Source organism: Serratia sp. FS14, from assembly GCF_000695995.1.
In the GTDB taxonomy this organism is placed as follows: Bacteria; Pseudomonadota; Gammaproteobacteria; order Enterobacterales; family Enterobacteriaceae; genus Serratia; species Serratia nematodiphila.
The window spans coordinates 3,918,974-3,943,228 of record NZ_CP005927.1; the positions used below are offsets into that span (position 1 = coordinate 3,918,974).

At 60.6% G+C, this 24,255-nt stretch carries 23 protein-coding genes; 14 read left to right on the forward strand and 9 right to left on the reverse strand.

The genetic code is table 11. The features are described from left to right. Positions 1-21 precede the first annotated feature (21 nt). From L085_RS17810 to L085_RS17835, 6 genes are all read right to left on the reverse strand, one after another. The gene (locus tag L085_RS17810; RefSeq protein WP_044031360.1) at positions 22-1,155 is read right to left on the reverse strand and encodes an ABC transporter substrate-binding protein; all 1,134 of its coding nucleotides are present in this window, start codon (positions 1,153-1,155) and stop codon (positions 22-24) included. Positions 1,156-1,304: 149 nt separating this feature from the next. Continuing rightward, positions 1,305-2,588 (reverse strand): serine transporter, encoded by a 1,284-nt coding sequence (locus L085_RS17815; protein ID WP_015377691.1) that lies wholly within the window; start codon positions 2,586-2,588, stop codon positions 1,305-1,307. A gap of 255 nt (positions 2,589-2,843) precedes the next feature. Further along, positions 2,844-4,181, reverse strand: coding sequence for a cytochrome c (locus L085_RS17820; RefSeq protein WP_004931431.1), 1,338 nt, complete (start codon positions 4,179-4,181; stop codon positions 2,844-2,846). 12 nt (positions 4,182-4,193) lie between these two features. Next, positions 4,194-5,975, reverse strand: a complete 1,782-nt coding sequence (locus tag L085_RS17825; protein ID WP_004931432.1) for a GMC family oxidoreductase — start codon at positions 5,973-5,975, stop codon at positions 4,194-4,196. A 2-nt stretch (positions 5,976-5,977) separates the two neighbouring features. Next, positions 5,978-6,703 carry a gluconate 2-dehydrogenase subunit 3 family protein gene (locus L085_RS17830; protein WP_044031361.1) on the reverse strand — a complete coding sequence of 242 codons (726 nt, stop codon included), beginning with the start codon at positions 6,701-6,703 and terminating at the stop codon, positions 5,978-5,980. Between the two features lie 307 nt (positions 6,704-7,010). Beyond that, the gene (locus L085_RS17835; RefSeq protein WP_004931439.1) at positions 7,011-7,676 is read right to left on the reverse strand and encodes a transglycosylase SLT domain-containing protein; all 666 of its coding nucleotides are present in this window, start codon (positions 7,674-7,676) and stop codon (positions 7,011-7,013) included. A gap of 109 nt (positions 7,677-7,785) precedes the next feature. On the opposite strand from L085_RS17835, the gene ghoS reads away from it, so the two are divergent. The 6 genes from ghoS (at position 7,786) to L085_RS17865 (ending at position 12,871) form a co-directional block, all read left to right on the forward strand. Continuing rightward, the gene (gene ghoS / locus L085_RS17840) at positions 7,786-8,085 is read left to right on the forward strand and encodes a type V toxin-antitoxin system endoribonuclease antitoxin GhoS (RefSeq protein WP_015377688.1); all 300 of its coding nucleotides are present in this window, start codon (positions 7,786-7,788) and stop codon (positions 8,083-8,085) included. Positions 8,086-8,216: 131 nt separating this feature from the next. After that, the gene (locus L085_RS17845; RefSeq protein WP_031300483.1) at positions 8,217-9,161 is read left to right on the forward strand and encodes a metal ABC transporter substrate-binding protein; all 945 of its coding nucleotides are present in this window, start codon (positions 8,217-8,219) and stop codon (positions 9,159-9,161) included. Beyond that, positions 9,158-10,048, forward strand: a complete 891-nt coding sequence (locus tag L085_RS17850; RefSeq protein WP_044031362.1) for a manganese/iron ABC transporter ATP-binding protein — start codon at positions 9,158-9,160, stop codon at positions 10,046-10,048. The genes L085_RS17845 and L085_RS17850 overlap by 4 nt, the downstream gene beginning before the upstream one ends. Further along, positions 10,048-10,908: an iron/manganese ABC transporter permease subunit YfeC gene (yfeC, locus tag L085_RS17855; RefSeq protein WP_015377686.1), complete on the forward strand. Its 861-nt coding sequence runs from the start codon at positions 10,048-10,050 to the stop codon at positions 10,906-10,908. Before L085_RS17850 ends, yfeC begins: the two co-directional genes overlap by 1 nt. After that, positions 10,908-11,762, forward strand: coding sequence for a metal ABC transporter permease (locus tag L085_RS17860; protein ID WP_044031363.1), 855 nt, complete (start codon positions 10,908-10,910; stop codon positions 11,760-11,762). The genes yfeC and L085_RS17860 overlap by 1 nt, the downstream gene beginning before the upstream one ends. Before the next feature lie 239 nt (positions 11,763-12,001). Then, entirely contained in the window at positions 12,002-12,871 is an 870-nt protein-coding gene (locus tag L085_RS17865) for a fructosamine kinase family protein (protein WP_004931452.1), read from the forward strand. A 35-nt stretch (positions 12,872-12,906) separates the two neighbouring features. On the opposite strand, the gene L085_RS17870 is transcribed toward L085_RS17865, so the two are convergent. Further along, positions 12,907-13,467, reverse strand: coding sequence for a YniB family protein (locus L085_RS17870; protein ID WP_004931453.1), 561 nt, complete (start codon positions 13,465-13,467; stop codon positions 12,907-12,909). Positions 13,468-13,652: 185 nt separating this feature from the next. On the opposite strand from L085_RS17870, the gene L085_RS17875 reads away from it, so the two are divergent. The 4 genes from L085_RS17875 (at position 13,653) to L085_RS17890 (ending at position 18,207) form a co-directional block, all read left to right on the forward strand. Beyond that, entirely contained in the window at positions 13,653-14,933 is a 1,281-nt protein-coding gene (locus L085_RS17875) for a hypothetical protein (RefSeq protein WP_044031364.1), read from the forward strand. Positions 14,934-14,997: 64 nt separating this feature from the next. After that, positions 14,998-15,663 carry a hexitol phosphatase HxpB gene (gene hxpB, locus L085_RS17880; protein WP_044031365.1) on the forward strand — a complete coding sequence of 222 codons (666 nt, stop codon included), beginning with the start codon at positions 14,998-15,000 and terminating at the stop codon, positions 15,661-15,663. A 422-nt stretch (positions 15,664-16,085) separates the two neighbouring features. Beyond that, complete coding sequence (locus tag L085_RS17885; RefSeq protein WP_004931456.1) at positions 16,086-16,634, forward strand: metal-dependent hydrolase; 549 nt, start codon at positions 16,086-16,088, stop codon at positions 16,632-16,634. A 181-nt stretch (positions 16,635-16,815) separates the two neighbouring features. Further along, on the forward strand, positions 16,816-18,207 hold the full coding sequence (locus L085_RS17890) for an L-cystine transporter (protein WP_044031366.1): 1,392 nt from the start codon (positions 16,816-16,818) through the stop codon (positions 18,205-18,207). Positions 18,208-18,270: 63 nt separating this feature from the next. On the opposite strand, the gene phnX is transcribed toward L085_RS17890, so the two are convergent. Beyond that, the gene (phnX, locus tag L085_RS17895; protein WP_044031367.1) at positions 18,271-19,080 is read right to left on the reverse strand and encodes a phosphonoacetaldehyde hydrolase; all 810 of its coding nucleotides are present in this window, start codon (positions 19,078-19,080) and stop codon (positions 18,271-18,273) included. A 9-nt stretch (positions 19,081-19,089) separates the two neighbouring features. Beyond that, the gene (gene phnW, locus L085_RS17900) at positions 19,090-20,193 is read right to left on the reverse strand and encodes a 2-aminoethylphosphonate--pyruvate transaminase (RefSeq protein ID WP_004931463.1); all 1,104 of its coding nucleotides are present in this window, start codon (positions 20,191-20,193) and stop codon (positions 19,090-19,092) included. Positions 20,194-20,347: 154 nt separating this feature from the next. On the opposite strand from phnW, the gene phnR reads away from it, so the two are divergent. The 4 genes from phnR to phnU all read left to right on the forward strand — a co-directional run bounded on the left by phnR (position 20,348) and on the right by phnU (position 24,253). Beyond that, positions 20,348-21,067 (forward strand): phosphonate utilization transcriptional regulator PhnR, encoded by a 720-nt coding sequence (gene phnR / locus L085_RS17905; protein WP_004931465.1) that lies wholly within the window; start codon positions 20,348-20,350, stop codon positions 21,065-21,067. Between the two features lie 177 nt (positions 21,068-21,244). Then, positions 21,245-22,255, forward strand: coding sequence for a 2-aminoethylphosphonate ABC transporter substrate-binding protein (locus tag L085_RS17910; protein ID WP_004931467.1), 1,011 nt, complete (start codon positions 21,245-21,247; stop codon positions 22,253-22,255). 8 nt (positions 22,256-22,263) lie between these two features. Then, a complete protein-coding gene (gene phnT / locus L085_RS17915) occupies positions 22,264-23,388 on the forward strand; it encodes a 2-aminoethylphosphonate ABC transport system ATP-binding subunit PhnT (RefSeq protein ID WP_049870715.1) in 1,125 nt (374 codons plus the stop codon). A gap of 1 nt (position 23,389) precedes the next feature. Then, positions 23,390-24,253: a 2-aminoethylphosphonate ABC transporter permease subunit gene (gene phnU / locus L085_RS17920; protein WP_021505496.1), complete on the forward strand. Its 864-nt coding sequence runs from the start codon at positions 23,390-23,392 to the stop codon at positions 24,251-24,253. The last annotated feature ends 2 nt before the right edge of the window (positions 24,254-24,255 follow it).

Consider the following 24,255-nt stretch of genomic DNA (forward strand, 5'->3'; position numbering starts at 1 on the left):
CGATTGTCGCGCCCGTTGCCGTTATTTCCCCATCGGCGCCTGCGCGCCCAAAATGCCCTTGCCTTCCGGCACTTCGGTAAAGCGGCTGAGGATCTCGCTGTAGGTCTTGGCCGGATCCAGATCCGGGAACTGCGCCGGGTAGATAAACTTCGCCAGATACTCCAGCCCCACGATGTTGTACGGATGGTTGTAGAAATTATGGTAGATGCCGTAGAACCGCCACTCTTTCACCGCCGACACCTGCGCGAAGCCCGGGCGCTGTTTCATGCGGTTGAAAGCCTCATCCACCTGTTGCTGCGTCACGCCATAGCCGAACGGCACCGCGGCGTTGGTCTTGCTGGCCCACTGTGAGCCGGAAACGATGTAGGCGTCCGGTTTCATGGCGATCACTTTTTCCAGCGCCACGTCGCCGGTCGCCCCCGGCAACAGCGCAGAGCCGATGTTGCGCGCGCCGACCGCCTCGACCAGCGCGCCCCAGCCGACGTGCGCATGGGTGAAGCAGCAGGACTCCAGCCCATTCAGGCCAGCCTTGGCTTCGAAAAACACCAGCGGTTTGGGTTCCACCTCCTGCGTTTTGGCCAGAATGGCCTGATAATGCTGCTGATAATAATCGGTATATTGCTTGGCTTCGCTTTCGCGGTTGAGGGTTTCCCCCAGCAGCGTCACGCTTTTCGGCGTGTTTTCCACCGGCTTGAGCATGGTATCGATGAACAGCACCGGCACGTTCAGCGCCTTCAGCTTATCCAGCACGCCGGTTTGGCTCAGCGAAGGCTTGGAGCGCAGCTGGGCGATCATCAGATCGGGCCGCTTGGCGATCACGCTCTCCAGGTTCACTTCACCCTTATCGCTGAATCCCATATCGATGATGTTTTTCGCCCCCGGCCATTTGCTCTGCAAGATATCCCAGGTCGCCGCATCGCTTTTCTTCAGCAGGTTATTCCAGGCCACCAGCCGGCCGAACGGGTTAGCGCGATCGAGCAGCGCCAGCGTAAGAATGTCGCGCCCGTCCTGCACAACGATGCGTTTCGGCTCCTGCTGGAGGGTAACCGTCTGGCCGGAGGTGTCGGTCAGGGTCAACGGATAGGTAGTGGCCATCGCCGGAGAGGCGAGCAAGGCGGCGCAAACCAGCGCCGGCAAAATGATTCGACGGTGCACGAAAAACTCCTTAGTCATGAATACATTCAGAAAATACTAATGAGAATGGCTTGCATTATCAAAGATAACGCCCGGCATGTCGGCGATTAATTGCAAAGGGATGTGTAAAGGAAGGATAAGAGGCGCGCCGAAACGGCGCGCCCAGGGGATCACATCAGGCCGTAGATCAACGCCGACAGCGCAATCAGGCCCATCACCAGCACGAATACGTTGCTCGCCGCGCGGTACTGGCGCATGGCCGGCACCGCACGCACGGCGTACATCGGCAGAATGAACAGGATGGCGGCAATCAGCGGGCCGCTGATGGTTTCGATGATGTGCAGCGCGCTGGGGTTCCACACCGTCGCCGCCCAGGTGAGCAGGAACAGCGACGCCGCCGAGATGCGGTGCGTCATGCGCGAACTGAGCGGCTTGCCGACCGCGCGCGTGACGCCGTCGATCAGGCTGGTCGCCCCTTCCGTCACCCCCAGCGAAGTGCCGAGATAGGATTTGGCCATCGCCAGCATCGCCATCACCGGGCCAAGGTAGGCGATCAGCGGGTTGGAGAACTTGTTGGCCAGCGTAGTCAGCACCGTGATGTTCTGCTCTTTCGCCTGCAGCATGTCTTCATGAGACAGGCTCAGCACGCAGCTGAACACGAAGAACAGCACGGTAACGCAGATCAGCACATAGCTATAGCGCATGATGCGCGCGCAGCGGCGTTCCGCCTTGTCGCCGTACAGGCTCTTCTGGGTCGAGGCGAAGGAAGAGATGATCGGCGCATGGCTGAAGGAGAACACCATCACCGGCACCGCCAGCCACAGCGAATGCCACAACCCCGGCGTGTCGAAGCGGGTGGCGGCCAGGCCGTGCACGAAGTTGGCGGTATTCCAGCTCGGCATCAGATAGAGCGAAATGCCCATCAGGAACACCAGCAGTGGGAACACCAGCATGCCCATCGCCGCCACGATGCTGTCTTTGCCGCGCAGCAGCACCAGATTGAGTACCACCACCACCGCCAGGCTCAGCCAGATGCGCGGCAGCGGGGCCACGTGGAACTGATGGATCAGGAAGCTGTCCAGCGCGTTGGTGATCGAAATGCTGTACACCAGCACGATCGGGAAGAACGCCATCAGATACAGCATCATGATGATTTTGCCGGCCAGCACGCCGAAGTGTTCCACCACCACATCGTGAATGTTGCCGTCGCGGCTGGAGCCGGAAAGCACGAAGCGGCTGAGCGCGCGGTGCGGCAAATAAGTCAGCGGGAAAGCGAACAGCGCCATCAACAGCAACACCAGCGGGCCGTTCAGGCCGGCGTTGATCGGCAAGAACAACGTACCGGCGCCCACCGCAGTCGCATAGAGACCGAACATCCAGACGGTGTCGGTTTTGTTCCATTTGGCAGGCTGAGCGGCCGTCAGCGTGCCTGAATCGGGAGAAATCGTACTCATGAGACAGTCTACCTTAATCTGCGGCGACAACGATTGCGCCTAACGGGATATCCTTCTCCGCGAGTTTTTTAATAATAATCAGTGAATTAAAGCGATATTTCATACTTACGCCTGATGAAAGGACGGCAAAGGATAATGAAAAATCCGCTGCGGGTCTATGTTTTATCGGCTGAATGAACGATTTGCGAACACAATCTGCTGAAAAAGCAGGCGACAGCAGAAAACTAAGGGCCCCTTGCGGAGCCCTTAAACGGTTTACTTCTTCGCGTCCGGATGGTCCGGCACCTCGGCGCTGCCCATCTCCTTCTCATCGCGGATCATCGAGCGATCTTTACGCACGTCGGCCACATCGGAGGCGCTCACCGGTTTGGCGCTGTTGCCCCAGCTGGAGCGGATGAAGTTCACCACGTCCGCCACCTGCTGATCGTTCAAACGCCAGCCAAACGGCGGCATGGTGATGTTGGACACCGCGCCCTGCACCGCCGGCGTGGTGTTGCCGGTCAGCACGATGTGGATCAGCGAGGTCGCGTCCTCGGTCTGCACCACCGGATTGCCCTTCAGCGACGGGAAGGCGCGCTTGTAGCCCACGCCGTCGGTGCGGTGGCAGGCCGCGCAGTTATCGACATACAGCGCCGCGCCGGGCTTGCTGTCGTCGCCGCGCCACAGATCCTTGGCCACGCTGTCTTCGACCGGCGCCGCCTGCTGCTTGCCGTCTTTCGGCGGCAGCGATTTCAGGTAGCGCGCGATGGCGGTCAGATCGTCGTCGCTCAGGTATTGCAGGCTGTGCTCCACAACGTCGCTCATGCCGCCGAACACGATCGCCTTGTCGTTACGGCCGGTTTTCAGGAACTCGGTCAGCTCGGCTTCGCTCCAGCTGCCCAGGCCATCCTTGCGGTCGCCGCGCAGGCTGGAAGCCACCCACCCGTCGATCGGCGCATTGCTGCCGGACAGGTAGTCGTCGCTTTCGCTGTTGCTCAACGCTTTTTCCTGCATGGTGATGCTGCGCGGGGTATGGCAAGCGCCGCAGTGGCCCAGGCCTTCCACCAGGTAACGTCCGCGTTCAATCACCGGATCGGCCTTGGCGTCGGCAACGAAGTCCGCCGGCGACGGCGCAAACATGCCGCGCCAGATGCTCAGCGGCCAACGCATCGACAGCGGCCACGGGATGTCAGAGTCCTTGTTGGCCTGCTCCACCGGCTGCACGCCGTGCATGAAATAGGCATACATGGCGCGCATGTCGTCCTCTTTCACCAGCGCGAACGACGGGTACGGCATCGCCGGGTACAGGGTGCTGCCGTTTTTGGCTACGCCCTTACGCACCGCGTTGTCGAAATCCTCGAAGCTGTAATCGCCGATGCCGGTTTTCTTGTCCGGCGTGATGTTGGTCGAGTAGATGGTGCCGATCGGCGTCTCCATCGCCAGGCCGCCGGCGAAGGTTTTGCCGTTCTTGCCATCGGTATGGCAGGCCACGCAGTCACCGGCGCGCGCCAGGTACTCGCCGCGCTTGATCAGCTCGCTGCTGACGGTGGCGTCCTGCGCCCAAACGGAAAAACTCACTGCACTGAGAACCAGTGCCGGTACAAATGCTTTCATCGTTCGCCGTCCTTATGCCTGCACCAATGGGCCTGGGTTTTTCAGATACTGCTCGCGAATGGCGCGGGCAGACCAGTAAGCCAGCGCCGCCACGGTGCCGGTCGGGTTGTAGCCCAGCCCTTGCGGGAAGGCCGATGCGCCGATCGAGAACACGTTGTGCACGTCCCAGCTCTGCAGATAGCGGTTGACCGCGCTGGTCTTCGGATCTTCCCCCATCACCGCACCGCCGTTCATGTGGGTGGTCTGGTAGCTGGTGGTATCGAAGTGGCTGTTGGCGTTTTTCGGGCTGCCGGCGATCAGTTTCGGGTTCATCGCCTTGGCGATCGGCGCCATCTTGTCGTACATGAACTGCGCCATCTTGATGTCGTTTTCCTGCCAGTCGAACGTCATGCGCAGCAGCGGCTGGCCGAACACGTTCTTGTAGTTGGGATCGAGATCCAGATAGTTATTGCGGTACGACTGGTGCGCGCCGTGGGCGTCCATCGAGACGTGATGGGTGTAGGCATCCGCCACCGCCGCTTTCCACTTGCTGCCCCAGGCCGGGGTGCCCGGCGGGGTCGGCAGGCCCGAGATCGGCTTGGTGCCCGCCTGGTTGACCCAGAACGGCGAACCGCCGACGAAACCTTCTTTGGCGTGATCGAAGTTGTCGGCGTTGAAGTCATCCACGCCCACGCCGTTGCCGCCGGCACCGATGAATGGGTTGGTGAACACGTCTTTATCAAAGAACGCCTTGATGGTGGTCATGTTCTGGTAGGCGAAGTTGCGCCCGACCACGCCTTCGCCGGTCACCGGATCGTAAGGCTTGCCGATGCCGGACAGCAGCATCAGGTGCACGTTGTGGAACTGGAACGCGCCCAGGATCACCAGATCGGCCGGCTGTTCAATCTCGCGGCCCTGCGCATCGACGTAGTTCACGCCGGTGGCGCGGGACTTGTCATCGGTCAGGTTGACCTTCAGCACGTTGGCGTTGGTGCGCAGCTCGAAGCGTTTCTCCATGCGCAGCGCCGGCAAGATGTTGACGTTCGGCGAGGCCTTGGAATACATGTAGCAGGCGTAGCCGCTGCAGAAACCGCAGAAGTTGCACGGACCCATCTGCGCGCCGTACGGGTTGGTGTAAGAGTCCGAGGTGTTGGCGGACGGCAGGTTATAAGGGTGGTAACCCACCTCCAGCGCCGCTTTCTCGAACAGCTGAGCGGAGTAGGTATTTTTCTGCGCCGGCAGCGGGAAGTCGTCGGAGCGATCCGGCGCAAAGCGGTTACCGCCCTTCTGCGCCACTTTCTGCCCTTTGATGGTCCAGGCGGTGCCGGAGGTGCCGAACACTTTCTCCGCCTTGTCGAAGAACGGCTCCAGCTCGTCGTAAGTCACGCCGAAGTCCTGGATGGTCATGTCCTTCGGAATGAAGTTTTTGCCGTAACGCTCTTCATAATGGCTGCGCATACGCAGTTCGATCGGATCGACGCGGAAATGCACGCCCGACCAGTGCAGGCCGGCGCCGCCGACGCCGGTGCCCGGCAGGAACGCCGCCAGCTGGCGGTAAGGCACCGCGGTCTGGCTGCTGTTATGGCGAATGGTGACGGTGCTTTTCGACAGATCCTGGAACAGCTTGCGCCGAATGTTATAGGTCAGCTCGTCGATCACCTGCGGGTAAGAACCGTCCGGATAGGTGTCGCGCATCGGGCCGCGCTCCAGCGCCACCACGTTGAGGCCGGCCTCGGTCAGCTCTTTGGCCATGATCGCGCCCACCCAGCCGAAGCCGACGATCACCGCGTCTACTTTTTTCATTACCGTTGCCATGGTTAGCCCCTCTCCCCACGAATCGAGACCGGCGGGAAGGGATAACGCTCCCCTCGCTCAACCCAGTCCATAAAATCGGCGCGCGCGCCCGGAAAATTAATCAGCTTCCAACCCACCATGTCTTTGTTGCCGCCATGGATAGGATCGCTGAAGAAACCTTCGCGGGTGTTTTGCAGCAGATAGGAGAAGAACAGTTTCGACGGCAGCTGCTGGAACTCCGCCTCGCCGGACTCGAACTTTTGCAGCAGAGCGTCCTGCTGCGCGCCATCCAGTTCAGCGAAGGGTTTGCCGGCGGTTTTCTTGCTGTAGGCGTCGGCGTCTGCGATGCCGAGGTTGTAGATTTGCTTGGGCACCAGCGGCAGCTGATAGCCCATCTCCTTCGGCACATCGGGGTTGAACGGCCCCTGCATGTACCAGATGGAGCCGGTGGCGTACGGGGTATTCATCTGGCGATCGATAAACTCCGGCACGCCGGCTTCCAGCGCGCCGGGGCCGCGATCGTCGGCCGGGATCAGGCGCGCGACGGCGGCCTTGATGAAGGCCCACTCTTCCGGGGTGAAAAAGCTCGGTTGGTAATCGTTCTGCGTTGAGGTGTTCGAGGCTGCGACCGCCGGTGTCGGTGCCGTCAGCGCGCCAACGCCGCTGCCACCAATTACCGCCGCAGGAATTAAGGTCATCGATTTCAACAAGAAATCGCGCCGCGAATTGTTGGTTTTATGATTCGACATGTCACATTCCATCCAAAGATAGTCACAACTATTTAACCGCAACCTTGCGTTCGATACGGGTTTTTAAAATAATTTGTTACTTATTTGTATATTTATTGAAGGCCAGAATGCGTACAAAAGCAAAAATGTTACCGGTAACTTATTGAATGAACGTAAAGATTTATCTGCTAACGTAAATTTAACTTTTTGTGCGGTTTTTCCGATAAGCGGTGAGGAAATAACGAAAAATGAGAGGTGGGTCGCGCGCTGGAACGGTGCCGAAAACAAAATCGGCCGCGTTCAGCGGCCGATTCGACAAAAGAGAGGATTACTGCGACATCGCCTGATAGGCGGTGGTCACTTTCCATAAATAGCGCGGCGCCTGCGGTGCCGGGTGTTTTTTCTGGATGTGCTGATAAAACTCATCCGGGCTCATCTGATTGATGCGATTAACCGCCACGCGCTTGTCCGAGGAGAAAGTGCGCAACATGGCGCCCGCCCCATTCACGTACGAAACGATAGTGGCGTAACGCAAAGTCTGTGGATTGTTGATCCCGGCTAGCTGCTGGCTTTGAAGAATATTGATATAGGCCGTTCCCAGATCAATATTGACCGCCGGATCCTTCAGCTCACGCGAGCTGGGTTGCCCGCTTCGTCCCTTCATGCGATAGGCGTCGCGGCCGGCGGTAGAAGCCTTAAGCTGCATCAATCCCACTGCGTTCGAGGTGCTGACCACGTTCGGGTTAAACCCGGACTCCACCTGAATAATCGCTTTAATCAGCGTTTCGTCAACACCATAGTTGCTGGCCGCCTGACGAATGTAATCGTTATAAGCAACCGGGGTGCCCGTGCGGTTTACCGGTGCCTGCGGAGGGGGTTTTAACCAACCGCCGCGCGTTGTGCCACTGCCTGAAATATTGCTTGCCGTTTGCGGGTCTTTGGCGCACCCCGACAAAAGTAAAATTGCCGTAAGGCAACCTATTTTTGTTTTCACAGAATCCCTCACTCCTTTCAATGAGTTGCGTAGCATATACAACTTGTAAGGACACCTGCAGTAATTTTTTGGGCTAATCTCAAGCTATCCATATACCAAGAGGTGATTTATGAGTCAATCTGCAACAAGCTGCTTTGTGGTGACTTTTCGCTATCAGGAAGAGGGATTAACCGACCTGGCGAAGCTGACCGGGCAATTGACGCGCGAGGGTTTTGTCACGTCGGTGACAGACGAAAATGGCGTTCACCACGAACTCGGCAGCAACAGTTTTGCGTTCATAACCGTGCTGGATCAAGAGGATGTACTGCGCCTGGCGCAGGGGTTCGGGCAGTTGGCATTGGGAAAACAGCCGGAGGTGGCGATATGCAGCTGTGAGGACTACCTTCAGCGGTTACATACTGATACATAAAATGCTATAACTCCCCGGACGGTATTATTTTTTCAGTTGGAGAAATACCCCGCCGGCGGTGGGCAAGTGGCGCTTGACTTCGCTTCAATTGATATTGATAATCATTTTCATTTGAACCAGGAGACGTCATCATGCCATTGATAAGTTGCGCTTTTCGTCGCAGTCGCCCTTCCCGCTCTGCCGCATTGTTACGCCCTTTCATGCTCGCCTGCCTGCTGCTCGGCGCCGCCTTGGTCAGCCAAAACGCGCTGGCGGAAAAAAAGCTGCGCGTGGTGACCACCTTCACCATCATTCAGGATATCGCCCAGAACGTGGCCGGTGACGCCGCCGTGGTGGAATCCATCACCAAGCCGGGCGCCGAGATCCACGACTATCAACCGACTCCGCGCGACATCGTCAAGGCACAGCACGCCGACCTGATCCTGTGGAACGGCATGAACCTGGAGCGCTGGTTCCAGCGTTTCTTCGAAAACATCAAACAGGTGCCGGCGGCGGTAGTCACCGAAGGCATTACCCCGCTGCCGATCCGCGAAGGGCCATATAACGGCAACCCGAACCCGCATGCCTGGATGTCGCCAAGCAACGCGCTGGTGTATATCGAGAATATCCGCAAGGCGCTGGTGGAGCACGATCCGGCCAATGCGGAAACCTATAACCGCAACGCCAAGGCCTACGCAGAGAAAATCGGCGCGCTGGACGCCCCGCTGCGCGAACGCCTGGCGCGCATTCCGGCCGCACAGCGCTGGCTGGTGACCAGTGAAGGTGCCTTCAGCTACCTGGCGCAGGACTATCAGTTGAAAGAGGTTTATCTGTGGCCGATCAACGCCGATGAGCAAGGCTCGCCGCAGCAGGTGCGCCGGGTGATCGACGCCGTGCGCGCCCACCATATTCCGGTGGTGTTCAGCGAGAGCACCATTTCCGACAAGCCGGCCAGGCAGGTGGCGAAAGAAACCGGCGCCAAATACGGCGGCGTGCTGTACGTGGACTCGCTGTCCACCCGCGATGGCCCGGTGCCAACCTACATCGACCTGCTTAACACCACCGTGCAAACCATCGCCAAAGGATTCGATCAATGACCCATGAACCGTTTGTCCGCCCTGAATTGAACGTGGACGACGTCACCGTAACCTACAACAACGGGCACACCGCCATTCACAACGCCAGCTTCACCCTGAGCGGCGGTTCGATCTGCGCATTGGTCGGCGTCAACGGCAGCGGCAAATCGACGCTGTTCAAAAGCATCATGGGCCTGGTCAGGCCCACCGCCGGCCAGGTGTCGCTGAGCGACAAGCCGGTGGCGGACGCGCTGAAAAAGAACCTGATCGCCTACGTGCCGCAGACCGAAGACGTCGACTGGAACTTCCCGGTGCTGGTGGAAGACGTGGTGATGATGGGCCGCTACGGCAAGATGAACTTCCTGCGCATTCCGTCGCGTGTGGACAGGTTGCGGGTCGACAAGGCGCTGGAGCGCGTCGGCCTGAGCGAGCTGCGCGGCCGGCAGATCGGCGAGCTGTCCGGCGGCCAGAAGAAGCGCGTATTTCTGGCGCGCGCGCTGGCGCAACAGGGCACGGTGCTGCTGCTGGATGAGCCTTTCACCGGCGTGGATGTGAAAACCGAGAATGCGATTATCGAGCTGCTGCGCGCGCTGCGCGACGAGGGCCATCTCATTTTGGTCTCCACCCACAACCTCGGCAGCGTGCCGGAATTTTGCGATCGGGTGATCCTCATCAACCGCACGGTGCTGGCCGCCGGCCCGACCGAGACCACCTTCACCCAGAGCAACCTGGAGCAGGCGTTCGGCGGCGTGCTGCGCCATATCAACCTTTCCGGCCCGGATCTGCACGACGACAACGATCCGCGCACCGTCACGGTGTTGACCGACGATGAACGCCCGGCGGTGTTCTACGGCCACACCAAAAGCGATCCGCCGGCCAACAGCCAGGCCAGGGAGAAACAATCCTGATGCTGGACCTTCTGCTGCAACCTTTCAGTTACAACTACATGGTGAAGGCCATCTGGGTCAGCGCCATCGTCGGCGCCGCCTGCGCGTTCCTGTCCGCCTACCTGATGCTGAAAGGGTGGTCGCTGATGGGCGATGCGCTGTCGCACTCGGTGGTGCCCGGCGTGGCCGGCGCCTACGCCCTCGGCCTGCCCTACGCCGCCGGTGCCTTCTTCACCGGCATGCTGGCGGCGCTGGCGATGACGCTGGTGCGCCACATCACCCGGCTGCGCGAAGACGCCATCATCGGCTTTATCTTCTCCACCTTCTTCGCCGTCGGCCTGCTGATCGTGTCGCTCAACCCCACCTCGGTCAACGTACAGTCGATCATCTTCGGCAATATCCTCGGCATCGCCGACGAAGACGTTCTGCAGGTGGAAATCATCATCGGCGTTTCGCTGCTGATCCTGTGCCTGGTGTGGAAAGATCTGCTGGCGGTGTTCTTCGACGAAAGCCACGCGGTGTCGATCGGCCTGTCGCCGCTGAAGCTGAAGATCCTGTTCTTCACCCTGCTCAGCGCCTGCACCGTCGCCGCGCTGCAAACCGTCGGCGCCATTCTGGTGATCGCCATGGTGATCACGCCGGGCGCCACCGCCTACCTGCTGACCGACCGCTTCAGCCGGCTGGTGATCATCGCCATCATCATCGGCGCATTGACCAGCGGCATCGGCGCCTACCTGAGTTTCTTCCTCGACGGCGCCACCGGCGGGGTGATCGTCACCCTGCAAACGCTGGTATTCCTGGCTGCGTTCTTCTTCGCGCCGAAACACGGCCTGCTGGCATCCCGGCGCCGCGTGGCACATTCGCAAACCGGAGGCCGCTGATGGACACCCTGTATCAACTGCTCAGCGAACCCTTCGCCTACCCGTTCATGCAGCGGGCGATCGTCGCCGCCATCGTTACCGGCGTGGTGTGCGCCGTGCTCTCCTGCTATCTGGTGCTCAAGGGCTGGTCGCTGATGGGCGACGCCATCTCGCACGCCGTCTTGCCCGGCATCGTAGTGGCGTTCGTGGTCGGCATCCCGCTGGCGATCGGCGCCTTCCTCTCCGGCATCTTTTGCGCGGTAGCCACCGGCTACCTGAAAGAGAACAGCCGGGTGAAAGAGGACACGGTGATGGGCATCGTCTTTTCCGGCATGTTCGCCTTCGGCCTGGTGCTGTTCTCGCGCATCGATACCGACCAGCACCTGAGCCACATTCTGTTCGGCAACATGCTGGGCATTACCGACGGCGAACTGAAGCAAACCCTGCTGATCGCCGGCATCACCCTGGCGGTGGTGCTGCTCAAGCGCAAAGACTTCATGCTGTACTGCTTCGATCCGCACCATGCGCGGGTGATTGGCCTGCCGGTCAAGCTGCTGCACTACGGATTGCTGTGCCTGCTGGCGATGACCATCGTCGCCTCGCTGCAGGCCGTGGGGGTGATCCTGGTGATCGCCATGCTGATCGCCCCCGGCATCATCGCCTTTATGCTGTGCCGCCGCTTCGACCGCATGCTGATGGTGGCGACGGTGGTGTCGGTGTTCTCCTGCGTGCTCGGCACCCTGATCAGCTTCCACATCGACGGCGCCACCGGGCCCTGCATCGTCATCGTGCAGGCCGTGCTGTTCGTGATCGCCTTGTTGTACAGTAAATTACGCCCGTTACAGCGTAACCAAAGCGCGCTCACCGGCGGTTAATTCCCCCGATGCGGCGAAGCCTTTTACTCGCCGCATCACATTCCCCCCGCTCATTCCGTCGTTGTCATCAAGTTGCAATCGGTATTGCGCTTAAATTAATCAATAGGGTATATACTTTGAGCTGGCGAGGCGCTGAAAAAATCGCCGCCTTTGACGCCGGCTGTGCGCCGCGTCGTGTTTTCACCACGGGAAAGACGCTAACCTAATGAATTATCAGGCAGCACAGAGGGGGACATACCATGTGGCAAGCCGTTAGCCGTCTGTTAAGTGAACATCTTGGCAGCGCAGAGATACGCGAAAGGATTGAACTGCCCGGGGGCGACATTCACCCGGCGTGGCGCGTGAGTTACGGTGACAACGAGGTGTTCGTGAAATGCGACGCCCGTGAACAACTGCCGATATTCACCGCCGAGGCCGATCAGCTGGCGTTGCTGGCGCGCAGCAAAAGCGTGCGGGTGCCGGAAGTGTACGGCGTCGGCAGCGATCGCGATTACAGCTTCCTGCTGCTGGAGTATCAGCAGCTGAAACCCCTCGATGCTCACGGCGCCTACTGCCTGGGCCAGCAGCTGGCGCATTTGCACCAGTGGAGCGAGCAACCGCAGTTCGGTCTCGACTTCGACAGCGATCTGACCACCACCCCGCAACCCAACGCCTGGCAACGCCGCTGGTCGGAATTCTTCGCCGAGCAGCGCATCGGCTGGCAGCTGCAGCTGGCGGCGGAAAAAGGCATGACCTTCGGCGACATCGACGACATCGTCGATCGGGTGTATCTGCGCTTGCAGCACCACCAACCGCAGCCTTCCCTGCTGCACGGCAACCTGTGGCCGGGCAACTGCGCGATGACCGCCCACGGGCCGATACTGTTCGATCCGGCCAGCTACTGGGGCGACCGAGAGTGCGATTTGGCGATGCTGCCGCTGTATCCGGAGCTGCCGCCGCAGATCTACGACGGCTATCAGAGCGTGTGGCCGCTGGGGGCCGGATTTATCGAGCGCCAGCCGCTGTATCAGCTGTACTACCTGCTCAACCGCAGCAACCTGTTCGGCGGCCAGCATTTGGTGGCTGCGCAACGTGCGGTGGAGGCGCTGTTGCAGCCGGAAGCGTCATAACGTTCCGGGGCGCCGCTCGGCGCCCCGTTCATGGTTCAGGCCGCGCCGGCCAACTGCCCCAACAGGCGGATCACGAACCAGGCGATCACCGCAATCACGATCGGCAGGATGTACAGCGGAAAGTACTGCAGGAAAATGGTGTGGTGCGGCAGCGTGATGCGTTCCTCCAGTTGCTGACGCGTGTGCCCTTCGCTGCCTTTGGCCTGCTCCAGGATCATCTGATCTTCCAGCCCTTCGCGAATGAACTTGACCTGACGCGACATGCGCGCGCCGGAAGCCTGCAATGCCAGCCCGACGAAGATCAATATATAGATGATGATGAACATCAAATTGGCGCCGCTGAACAGGCTTTTATCCACGTCCGGCACCGGCGAGTTGTACCAGAAAAGGTTCAGGAACGGCGTATTGAAACGCACCATGTCCACCATCACGTGGACAAAATCCAGCATCACTGCGTTGATGCCCTTGGTTTTTTCACTGTGCTGATAGATAAAGCCCAGCACGGAAATCAGCGTCGACAGCAACGCCGGGATAAAAACCACCCATCCGAGAATGCGTTTCAAAATGGCGATACGCCCGGCCTGTTGATACGTCATGTGTTCCCCTTGTTAGCGACGTAACCGAATCGGCTAAGTCTACCTGCAGTTGGCGAAACTCGCCCACCGTTTTCTTCATTCCCGCTGTGCTACAAGCTTAGCCGAATTCGCCGAAATCAACTGCTTAACGACATCCGGGCACTATCATTGAAGAGATAACGTTATCCGTTTAGCCAGAGGCCGCCATGATTCGACTGATTATCTTATTGCTGGGCGCGCAGGCGCTGCACGGCCAGCGCCGCCTGCTGGTGCTGTTCGGTTGGCTGTGGATAGCCGCAGGGGCGCTGATGCTGTTCGACATACTGCAGGATGGCCGGTCCGTGCTGGCGCTGGATGCGCTGGCGGTCATCCTGGCGCTGGAGGGGCTGGTGGCGATATCCGCCGCGCTGGTGATCGGCTCTTCGGCCAGCAGGCCGGTGCTGCTGAAGGGGCTGGGCTTCGTGTTTATGGCCTTTTTAACGTTGGACGTGCCCGCAGACGATAACATCGTCGCCACCGTGGTGTTTGGCAGCGCGCTGCTGCTTGACGGCGCCGTGCGCATCGCCTCCTCCACGGTGATTCAGCACAGTCGATGGAAAGCCGTAGCGCTGGCGGGCGGCGGCGAGATCCTGCTTTCGTTGATGATTTTTGTCGGCTGGCCGGCGCCGCACCGGATGACGGTGCCCTTTTGCCTCGGCGTGATGATGGTGCTTTCCGGCTGGGCTCTATTGCGTATCGCCCGCAGACTGACAAACTTCTCTCTGAATCAGCACCCCGCGCGGCAGCCATCCTCCACGGCGGATGAAACCACGCCGCTCACGGTGTATGTCTGGACACCGATTGGCGCGGCTAAAGATCCGCGCCGGCGTTACATCGTCGACCGATACATCGCGGCGGTCGACGGCGGCGGCAATATCTCCACCGGTCACGCCGCCCTGGCGCTCGCGCCGGACGTGTATATCAGCCACTACCCGCTCAACGACATCAGCCATTCCGTTCAGGATTTCCGTCAGTTGCTGCATGCAGGCGAACAGAACAACGTCGACGGGCGTTTCCTGCCCGACCTGGCGGGCGAGATCGCCGCCTGGTGCCCACCGGACAAGAAAATTCAATTCTACCGCTATAACCCGGCGGCGCTGCGCGCATTCTGGCTGCGTTATCGGCAGGACGCCACCTACAATCTGACCCGGCGCAACTGCTCCACCACGGTCATCGGCGCGCTCGACAGCGCGTTGGAAGGCGTGCTGGGCGATAAACATCTGTGGCGCCGTTTTCTGCTGCTGGTGCTGGATCCCAACCTGTGGATGCTGGCGGTACTGCGCAGCCGCGGTGAAAGCATGACCTGGACGCCGGGGTTGGTGCTGGACTATGCGCGCATGTTGCAACAGGTCACCGAGCGTCAACACCAGCGTTGGTGGCTAAAACTGCGCGAAGTGTGGAATATCCTGCGTTTTGGCAAAAGCCAAACGCGCAGGCAAAGGTTTTAGTCTCGTCACCGGCGATGATAAAGTGTCGGGCACATTCACCCGCGCCGGCAGGAGTTAACCGCTAATGGCTTATTCGCAACGCATTGAAACCGCAATTTTTGATATGGACGGCTTGTTGATCGACTCAGAACCGCTGTGGCTGCAGGCCGAGCTGGATATCTTCGGCGCGCTGGGCTTGGATCTGTCCGACCGTCACAAGCTGCCGGACACGCTGGGGCTGCGCATCGATCTGGTGGTGAAAATGTGGTACCAGGCGATGCCGTGGCAAGGGGTTACGCTTGAAGAGGTGTCGGCGCGGATTATCGAGCGCGCCATCGAGCTGGTGCACGAGACGCGCCCGCTGCTGCCTGGCGTCCGGCAGGCGCTGGAGCTGTGCCGCAGCCAGGGACTGAACATCGGTCTCGCCTCCGCCTCGCCGCTGCACATGCAACGGCAGGTGCTGAAGATGTTCGATCTTGAAGGCTACTTCGATCAATTGGTTTCCGCCGAATACCTGCCGTACAGCAAGCCGCACCCGGAGGTCTACCTGATCGCCGCCGAACGACTGGGCAGCGATCCGCTGCGCTGCATCACGCTGGAAGACTCGTTTAACGGCATGATCGCTACCAAGGCCGCACGCATGCGTTCCATCGTGATCCCGGCCGCCGAATACCGCCACGATCCGCGCTGGGCGCTGGCGGACCACAAGCTGGACACCCTGGAACAGCTCACCGCCGCCCACTTTGCCTGACCTGCGGCGCCGGCCATCGGCGCCCTGGGTTTGCCGCTCTGCGTCATAAAAGGGATCCGCACCGCGGAATAAACGAAACACCGTTTCATTTTATTGAATTGGCGTGACGTTCTCATTATGCTGCATGGCAGGGAAAGCGACGGCCCGCGGCGCGTTGTCACTGCCACGCAGCGCGATTCAAGGCCGCCGCTTCCTCCCGCCACACACCGTAAAACCGCGCTCGTTGCTTTCCGTTTCACTCCCCCCATTGCCCGCTTTTTGTTCTCGCCCGTCAAAATCGATGATTTGTTACCCATTGCCGTAACAAGCCGTTGTAAAACAGGGGAAAATAAACAATTGGTTACAGGGTAACTGCTTCCACTACTGGGAATTTTCCCATATACTGGATAAATTAACAGTTTACCAGCCGGAATCGCAACAGCATGACCGCGGAAGGACACCTTATATTCTCTGTCGCTTGCGCGATCTTCGCCAAGAAGGCGGAAGTGACGCCAGAGCTGGCTACCGGCGACTGGTGGCACATCATACCCGCCGCGCTGCTGACCTCGCTGCTGCCGGACATCGATCACCCCAAGTCGGTGCTGGGCCAGCGCCTGCGCTGGATTGCCCTGCCCATCGCCCGCGCCTTCGGCCACCGTGGTTTCACCCACAGCCTGCTGGCGATCGCCGGCGGCATGGCGCTGTTCCAACTGGACGTACCGCGCAGCTGGCCGATCCCGGCCGATGCGCTGCACGCCATGATCATCGGCTACTTCAGCCATCTGTTGGCCGATATGCTCACCCCCGCCGGCGTGCCGCTGTTGTGGCCATGCCGCTGGCGTTTTCGCCTGCCGCTGCTCAACTCGCAAAAAGGCAACCAGCTGGAGCGGGTGCTGTGTCTGTGCCTGGTGGCGTTTGCCATCTGCTGGCAAGGTGATTTCACCCTGCCGGTGCAATCCTATGTCGAGCAAATCAGAAATATCAGACTCTGATCACAAAAAACCGCCTAACCTATCACCTTGAAGTATATAAAACGAACAAAAACACACAAAAAGCTATATCAAATTCCATTTGGATATAAGTAGGCCACTCAGCAAACTGTTACGATATTTACATCGCGACATACGTGATGCGTAGTCGTTTTTATAAGAAAGATTATTGGAGACATTGGGGATGAATCTTCCGCTCGTGATTAACGTGCTGGTGTTTGTCGCGCTCCTTTTGCTGCTGGCGCAAACCCGCCACAAGCAATGGAGCCTGGCGAAAAAAGTGCTGGTCGGCCTGGTGGTCGGCGTGGTGTTCGGTCTGGGCCTGCAGCTGGTGTACGGCTCCGATAACCCGGTACTGAAAGAATCCATCAGCTGGTTCAACATCGTCGGTAACGGCTATGTGCAACTGCTGCAAATGATCGTCATGCCGCTGGTGTTCGCCTCGATCCTGAGCGCGGTGGCCAAGCTGCATAACGCCTCTTCGCTGGGCAAAATCAGCGTCCTCACTATCGGCACGCTGCTGTTCACCACGCTGATCTCGGCGCTGGTGGGCGTGCTGGTCACCAACCTGTTCGGCCTGACCGCCGAAGGCCTGGTGCAGGGCGCGCAGGAAAGCGCGCGCCTGACGGCGATCCAGACCAACTACGTGGGTAAACTGGCCGATCTGACCGTGCCGCAGATGGTGCTGTCGTTCATCCCGAAAAACCCGTTCGCCGATCTGACCGGCGCCAGCCCGACCTCGATCATCAGCGTGGTGATTTTCGCCACCTTCCTCGGCGTGGCGGCGCTGCAGCTGCTGAAAGACGACAAGCCGAAAGGCGAGCGCGTGCTGGTGGCTATCGACACCCTGCAGGCCTGGGTGATGAAGCTGGTGCGTCTGGTCATGAAGCTGACGCCGTACGGCGTGCTGGCGCTGATGACCAAAGTGGTCGCCGGTTCCAACATTCACGATATCGTCAAGCTCGGCAGCTTCGTGGTGGCCTCGTACATCGGCCTGGCCATCATGTTTGTGGTTCACGCTGTCCTGCTGGCCTTCACCGGCGTTAACCCGATGAGGTTCTTCCGCAAGGTGTGGCCGGTGATCACCTTCGCGTTCACCAGCCGCTCCAGCGCCGCCAGCATTCCGCTGAACGTGGAAGCGCAGACCCGTCGCCTGGGCGTGCCGGAATCCATCGCCAGCTTCTCGGCATCGTTCGGCGCCACCATCGGCCAGAACGGCTGTGCGGGCCTCTACCCGGCGATGCTGGCGGTGATGGTGGCGCCGACCGTCGGCATCAACCCGCTGGATCCGCTGTGGATCGCCACCCTGGTCGGCATCGTCACCATCAGCTCCGCCGGCGTGGCGGGCGTGGGCGGTGGCGCCACCTTCGCTGCGCTGATCGTGCTGCCGGCGATGGGCCTGCCGGTGACGCTGGTCGCGCTGCTGATCTCGGTCGAACCGCTGATCGACATGGGCCGTACTGCGCTGAACGTCAACGGTTCCATGGCGGCGGGCACCATCACCAGCCAGCTGATGAAGCAAACCGACAAAGCCGTGATGGACAGCGAAGACGAAGTCGAATTGGCTCACCGTTAACGCCTTCCGCGAACGAAAAAACCGGGGATGATCCCCGGTTTTTTTATGCCCCGCGTTCGGTCGTTACGGCCGCTCGCCGTTGGCCAACCGCCGGTTGATGTCGGCGATCGCTGCCGGCAATTGCGCCAGCGTGTCTATCACATAGTGCGCGCCCGCCGCGTACAGCTTATCGGCGGCCGCCGCGCGGCGGCGCTCTATCTCGCCCGCCGTCATCCGGCGATACTCCTGCCAGGTGGCGCCGAACTCGTTGCCGGACAGCGCCAGCCCGACGCTCCACATCCCGGCGTTCAGCCCTTCGGCAATGCCCGGCACCGCGTCATCCACCTTCACGCAATGCGCCACCGCATCGATGCCCAGCGCGATCGCGTTCTGCAACGCCATCCACGGCCCCGGTCGGCCGCCGGCTGCAAGATCGTCGGTGGCGACCCAGTAATCCGGCGCGTAGCCGCGCTGCGCGGCGGCGGGCACCAGCACCTCCATCACCGCGCGCGGATAGCCGGAGCAGGAACCGATTTTAATGCCCTGTTCGCGCAGCCCGGCAATCACCTGCGGCACACCCTCGATGGGATCGGCGAAGTCGATCACTTTGGCGATTTGCAGCGGCATAAACGCCTGATACAGCGCGTCAATGTCCTGATGGCTCATCGAGCGTCCCAGCTTCTGCCGCCAGCGCGCGTCAACCGCCGGCAGCTTGCCCAGCGCCTCGATGTGCTGCCATTTGCCCAGCCCCATCGGAATGCGCGCCTCCGCCAGGCTGATGTCGATATCGAAGGTTTGCTTGAACGCCTCGACGAAAATCTGCGTTGGCGCAAAGGAGCCGAAGTCCACCGTGGTGCCCGCCCAGTCGAGGATCACTGCGTTGATCTGTTTCATGGTCAATCCTTATTGATTCCAGTACATCGCCTGCCCGACGGCCGCCAGCAAACGTTCGATATCTTGCGGATAGATTTCGCCGATGTTGCCGATACGGAAGCAGTCGCTTTGCGACACTTTACCGGGATAAATCACGAAGCCTTGTTGCTTGAGACGCTGATAAAACTCGGCGAAGCGGTATGTGTCGGCCTTTGGCGAATAGAACGCGGTGATGATCGGCGAGTGCAGCGCATCGTCCAGCAGGGTCTCAAAACCCAGCTCGCGCATACCCGCCACCAGCCGCCGCTGATTGGTTTGATAGCGGTGGTGGCGCGCGGCAATGCCGCCCTCTTGTTCCAGCTCTTTCAGCGCCTGCGCGAAGGCCAGCACGGTGTGGGTCGGCGACGTAAAGCGCCATTTGCCGGCCTGGTCTTCCATACAGCGCCACTGGGCGTACAGATCCAGCGACAGCGAGCGTGAACGGCCGGCGCATTTTTCCAGTTCGCTGCGGCGGGCGATGACGAACGCGAAGCCCGGCACGCCCTGAATGCATTTGTTGGCGGAGCTGATCAGAAAATCGATGCCCAGCGCGTCCACATCCAACGGGATGCCGCCAAAGCTGCTCATGGCGTCGACGATAAAGGTCTTGCCATTGCGCGCCGCCAGACCGGCGACCTTCTGCAGCGGATTGAGCATGCCGGTGGTGGTTTCACAGTGCACCATGGCGATATGGCTGATACGCGCATCGCTTTTCAGCACCGCCTCCATCGCCGCCACGTCCGGTTCATTCACCTCACCGCAGTCGAAAGCATGGTGGTCGATATCCATCAGCCGCGCCATTTCGATCATCCGCGCCCCGTAGGCGCCGTTGTTGACGATCAGCAGCTTGTCGTGCGGGCCGATGACCGTGCCCAGCACGCCCTCTACCGCGAAGCTGCCGCTGCCTTGCAGCAGCACCGAGGTATAACCGGCAGACGGCGTCGCCAGCGCCACCAACCGTTGGCGAATGCGCTGCACCACGCCGAGGTTGTAATCTTCATCCCAGGTGCAGCTGTCATACAGCATCGCCTCTTTCACCGTTTTCGACGTGGTCAATGGGCCGGGGGTCAACAGCAGGTAGTTACGATCGGACATGTTATTCACCTATTGGTCTATACCAGATTGCGATCATTGTGGCGGCAAATTCCTGCCCCGGTCAAACGACAAAGCGCGGTGAAACAAAAAATTCATCTGGCTATGTATAATAAGCGCGTGCCGGAATGTCGGGCCGATGCCATAGCGAGATGAAATGAAAGAACATCAGGGCGATATGCCTCACTACCTGCAGATCAAGGATCAGCTCCAGGCGCGCATCACCCGCGGCGCGCTGCAGGCCGGCGATAAGCTGCCTTCGGAGCGCGAGCTGTGCGCAATCTTCTCCACCACCCGCGTCACCATTCGCGAAAGCCTGGCGCAATTGGAAGCCACCGGTGCCATCTACCGCGCCGATCGCCGCGGCTGGTTCGTCACGCCGGAACGGCTGTGGCTGGATCCGACGCAGAACACCAACTTCCACCGTCTCTGTCAGGAGCAAGGGCGCACGCCGCGCACCGCGCTGCTGTCCGGCGAAAAAACCACGGTGCCGCTCGACGTCATGCAGCCGCTGGCGCTCGAACCGTTCGATCAGGTGTATCTGCTGCGCCGCGTGCGCTATGCCGACGGCCGCGCCATCTGCTATTGCGAGAACCACTGCCTGCCGCAGCGGGTGCCGGAACTGCTCAGTCACGATCTCAACGGCAGCCTGACCGAGGTTTATCAACAGCATTACGATTTGATTTACAGCAACATGCACCTGTCGTTCTACCCGACCGCCCTGCCTTACCGCGCCGCCAACGCGCTCGGTGCCATGGTCGGCCTGCCCGCGTTGCTGCTGCGTCGACTGAATTACGATCAACACGGCCGCATCCTCGATTTCGATATTGAATACTGGCGCCACGACAGCCTGCGCATCGAAGTCGATACGCTCTAACCTCGATTATCACGGGGCCGGCGCCCGCCGCCCCGCCTTCCTCACCCACGCTCGATCCCCCTTTTAAGGCAAATATATTTTGCCGCTTTCATTTTTTTGTCATATTTGCCGATTAGCTTGGCCGCATATCTGGTGTATACCAGTTTCGCATTAACCCGCAACAGTGAGGCTGAAGCTATGAAATTTTCTCGTCTGGTCGTGATGACCGCCATCGCACTCGGCGCCGCGCCGGCCTGGGCCGCCGATGCGGTGGTGACCGTCTACTCCGCCGATGGTCTGCACGACGGCGATCACAGCTGGTATCAAACCCAGTTCGACGCCTTCACCCAGGCGACCGGCGTCAAAGTTCAGTACGTCGAAGGCGGCTCCGGCGCCATCGTGGAGCGCCTGTCGAAGGAGCGCAGCAACCCGCAGGCCGACGTGCTGGTGACGCTGCCGCCGTTCATCCAGCGCGCCGCCGCGGAAAAACTGCTGCAGGATTTCACCCCGCAGGATGCGGCGCAGATCGCCGACGCCCAGCCGCAGTTCGTGCCACTGGTGAACAACTACCTGAGCTTCATCTATAACGCCAAACTGCTGCCGCAGGCGCCTGCCAGCTATCAACAGCTGCTGGACGCGCAGTTCCGCAATAAGCTGCAGTACTCCACGCCGGGCCAGGCGGGTGACGGCACCGCAGTGATGCTGCAGGCGTTTCACAGCTTCGGCAGCAAAGATGCCGGTTTCGACTACCTCGGCAAGCTGCAAAGCAACAACGTCGGCCCTTCGGCCTCCACCGGCAAGCTGACCGCGCTGGTCAATAAGGGGGAGCTGCTGGTGGCCAACGGCGATCTGCAGATGAACCTGGCGCAGATGCGCAGCAACCCGAACGTGAAGGTGTTCTGGCCGGCCGGGCCGGACGGCAAACGCAGCACGCTGGTGCTGCCTTACTACATCGGCCTGGTGCAAGGCGCGCCGCAAAGCGCCAACGGCAAAAAACTGATCGATTTCCTGCTGAGCAAAGAAGCCCAGAGCAGCGTCAGCGCCATTTCCTACGGCATGCCGGTGCGTAAGGATGTCACCCCGACCGACGATAACTTCAGGCAGTCGCAGGCCGCGCTGCAGGGTGTAGAGATCTGGGCGCCGGACTGGAACCAGGTGGTGAGCAGCCTGTCCGCCGATATCTCCCGCTGGCACAAGGTGACAGAATGACGCTGACCATGCCTTCTACCCTCACTTCCCGCGCCGAGGCGCGGGATAGCAGCCTCGACATCGCCGGGCCGTCGGGCATTCAGCTCGACCGCGTCAGCGTGTCGTATCGCGGCACCGAGGTGCTGAAACCCCTGACGCTCACCATCGCCCCCGGCGAAGTGCTGGCGCTGATCGGCCCCTCCGGCTCGGGTAAAACCACCGTGCTGCGAGCGATCGCCGGCTTCGTGCAGCCCTCCGCCGGGCGTATTGCCATCGGTGACGTCGATGTCACCGACGTGCCGCCCTATGAGCGCGGCCTGGGCATGGTGGTACAGAACTACGCGCTGTTTCCGCATATGCGCGTCGAGGACAATGTGGCGTTCGGCCTGCGCGCGCAGGGCAAGCCGAGCGGCCTGACCGCCGAACGCGTCGAAGAGGCGTTGGCCATCGTCGGCATGTCCGCCTACGCCAAGCGCTATCCCAACCAGCTTTCCGGCGGCCAGCAACAGCGGGTGGCGATCGCTCGCGCCATCGCGGTGCGCCCCAAAGTATTGCTGCTGGATGAGCCGCTGTCGGCGCTGGACGCGCAAATCCGCCACAGCATGGTGGAAGAGATCGCCCGCCTGCACCGCGAGCTGCCGGATCTGACCATCCTGTACGTCACCCACGATCAGGGTGAAGCGCTGACGCTGGCGGACAAGATCGGCATCATGCGCGACGGCCATCTCATCGCCCACGGCGAAACCCGCGCGCTGTACCACCATCCGACGAACCGCTTCGCCGCCGAGTTCCTCGGCCGCGCCAACCTGCTGCCGGCTACCGCCCTGGAAACTACCGCGCAGCAAGGCATGACCACCGTCAGCTGCGCCGGCAAAGTGATCGGCTGTTTCACTTACGGCGCACAACGCGGCTTCGACAAGCTGCTGTGCATCAGGCCACAGCACATTGCGCTCGATGCCGATGCCCAGCGCAGCAACTGCATCATCGGCACGCTGCATGATATTCATTGGCAGGGAGAGTTGACGCACCTGCAGTTCGACGCGGAAGGCCATCCGCTGCGCGTGGTCACCACTCATCGCAGCCGGATGCCACAGATCGGCGAGCGCGTGCCGCTCTACTTCGCCCCCGACGATGCGGTACTGATCGAGGACTGACATGACCGACTCTACGCTTATTCGCCCGGCCCTGCGGCTGCGTTTGCCGCGCCGCCTGTGGATCCTGTTGCCGCTGCTGGTGCTGGCGACGCTGTTTTTCTACCCGTTGGCGCTGATCGTCAAACAGGCGTTTACCGACGATCAGGGGCTATTCAGCGCCGCCGCGCTGCAACAGGTGTTCGAATCCCGCCGCTTTGTCGGCGCTCTGCTCAACACGCTGCAGATTGCGCTGCTGGCGACGCTGGGCTGCCTGGTGCTCGGCACCCTGCTGTCGCTGCTGCTGGTATTCACGCCGTTCCCCGGCAGCCGACTGATCGCCCGGGTGATCGATACCTTTATCGCCATGCCGACCTTCCTCATCACGCTGGCCTTCACCTTTATCTACGGCTCCGCCGGCCTGCTGAACGGCACGCTGATGGCGACCTTTGGTTTCACCCTGCCGCCGGTGGACTTTCTTTACTCCATCTGGGGGGTGATCCTGGCGGAAATCACCGTGTTTACGCCGCTGGTGATGCGCCCGCTGATGGCGGCGCTGGCGCAGATCGACCGCAGCCAGCTCGAGGCCGCCAGCATCCTCGGCGCCCGACCGGGGCGCGTGGTGCGCCAGGTGATTTTACCGGCCGCGCTGCCGGCCTTGCTGGCCGGCGGCAGCCTGTGCCTGCTGTTGACCACCAATGAGTTCGGCATCGTGCTGTTTATCGGCGCCAAGGGCGTCACCACGCTGCCGATGATGGTCTACGCCAAAGCGATTCTGGAGGCGGATTACGCCGTCGCCTGCACCATCGCCGTGGTGAATATCGCGCTGTCGCTCGGGCTGTTCTCCCTTTACCGCTACGCCGCGGCGCGCGCCGGGCTGAGGAACTGACG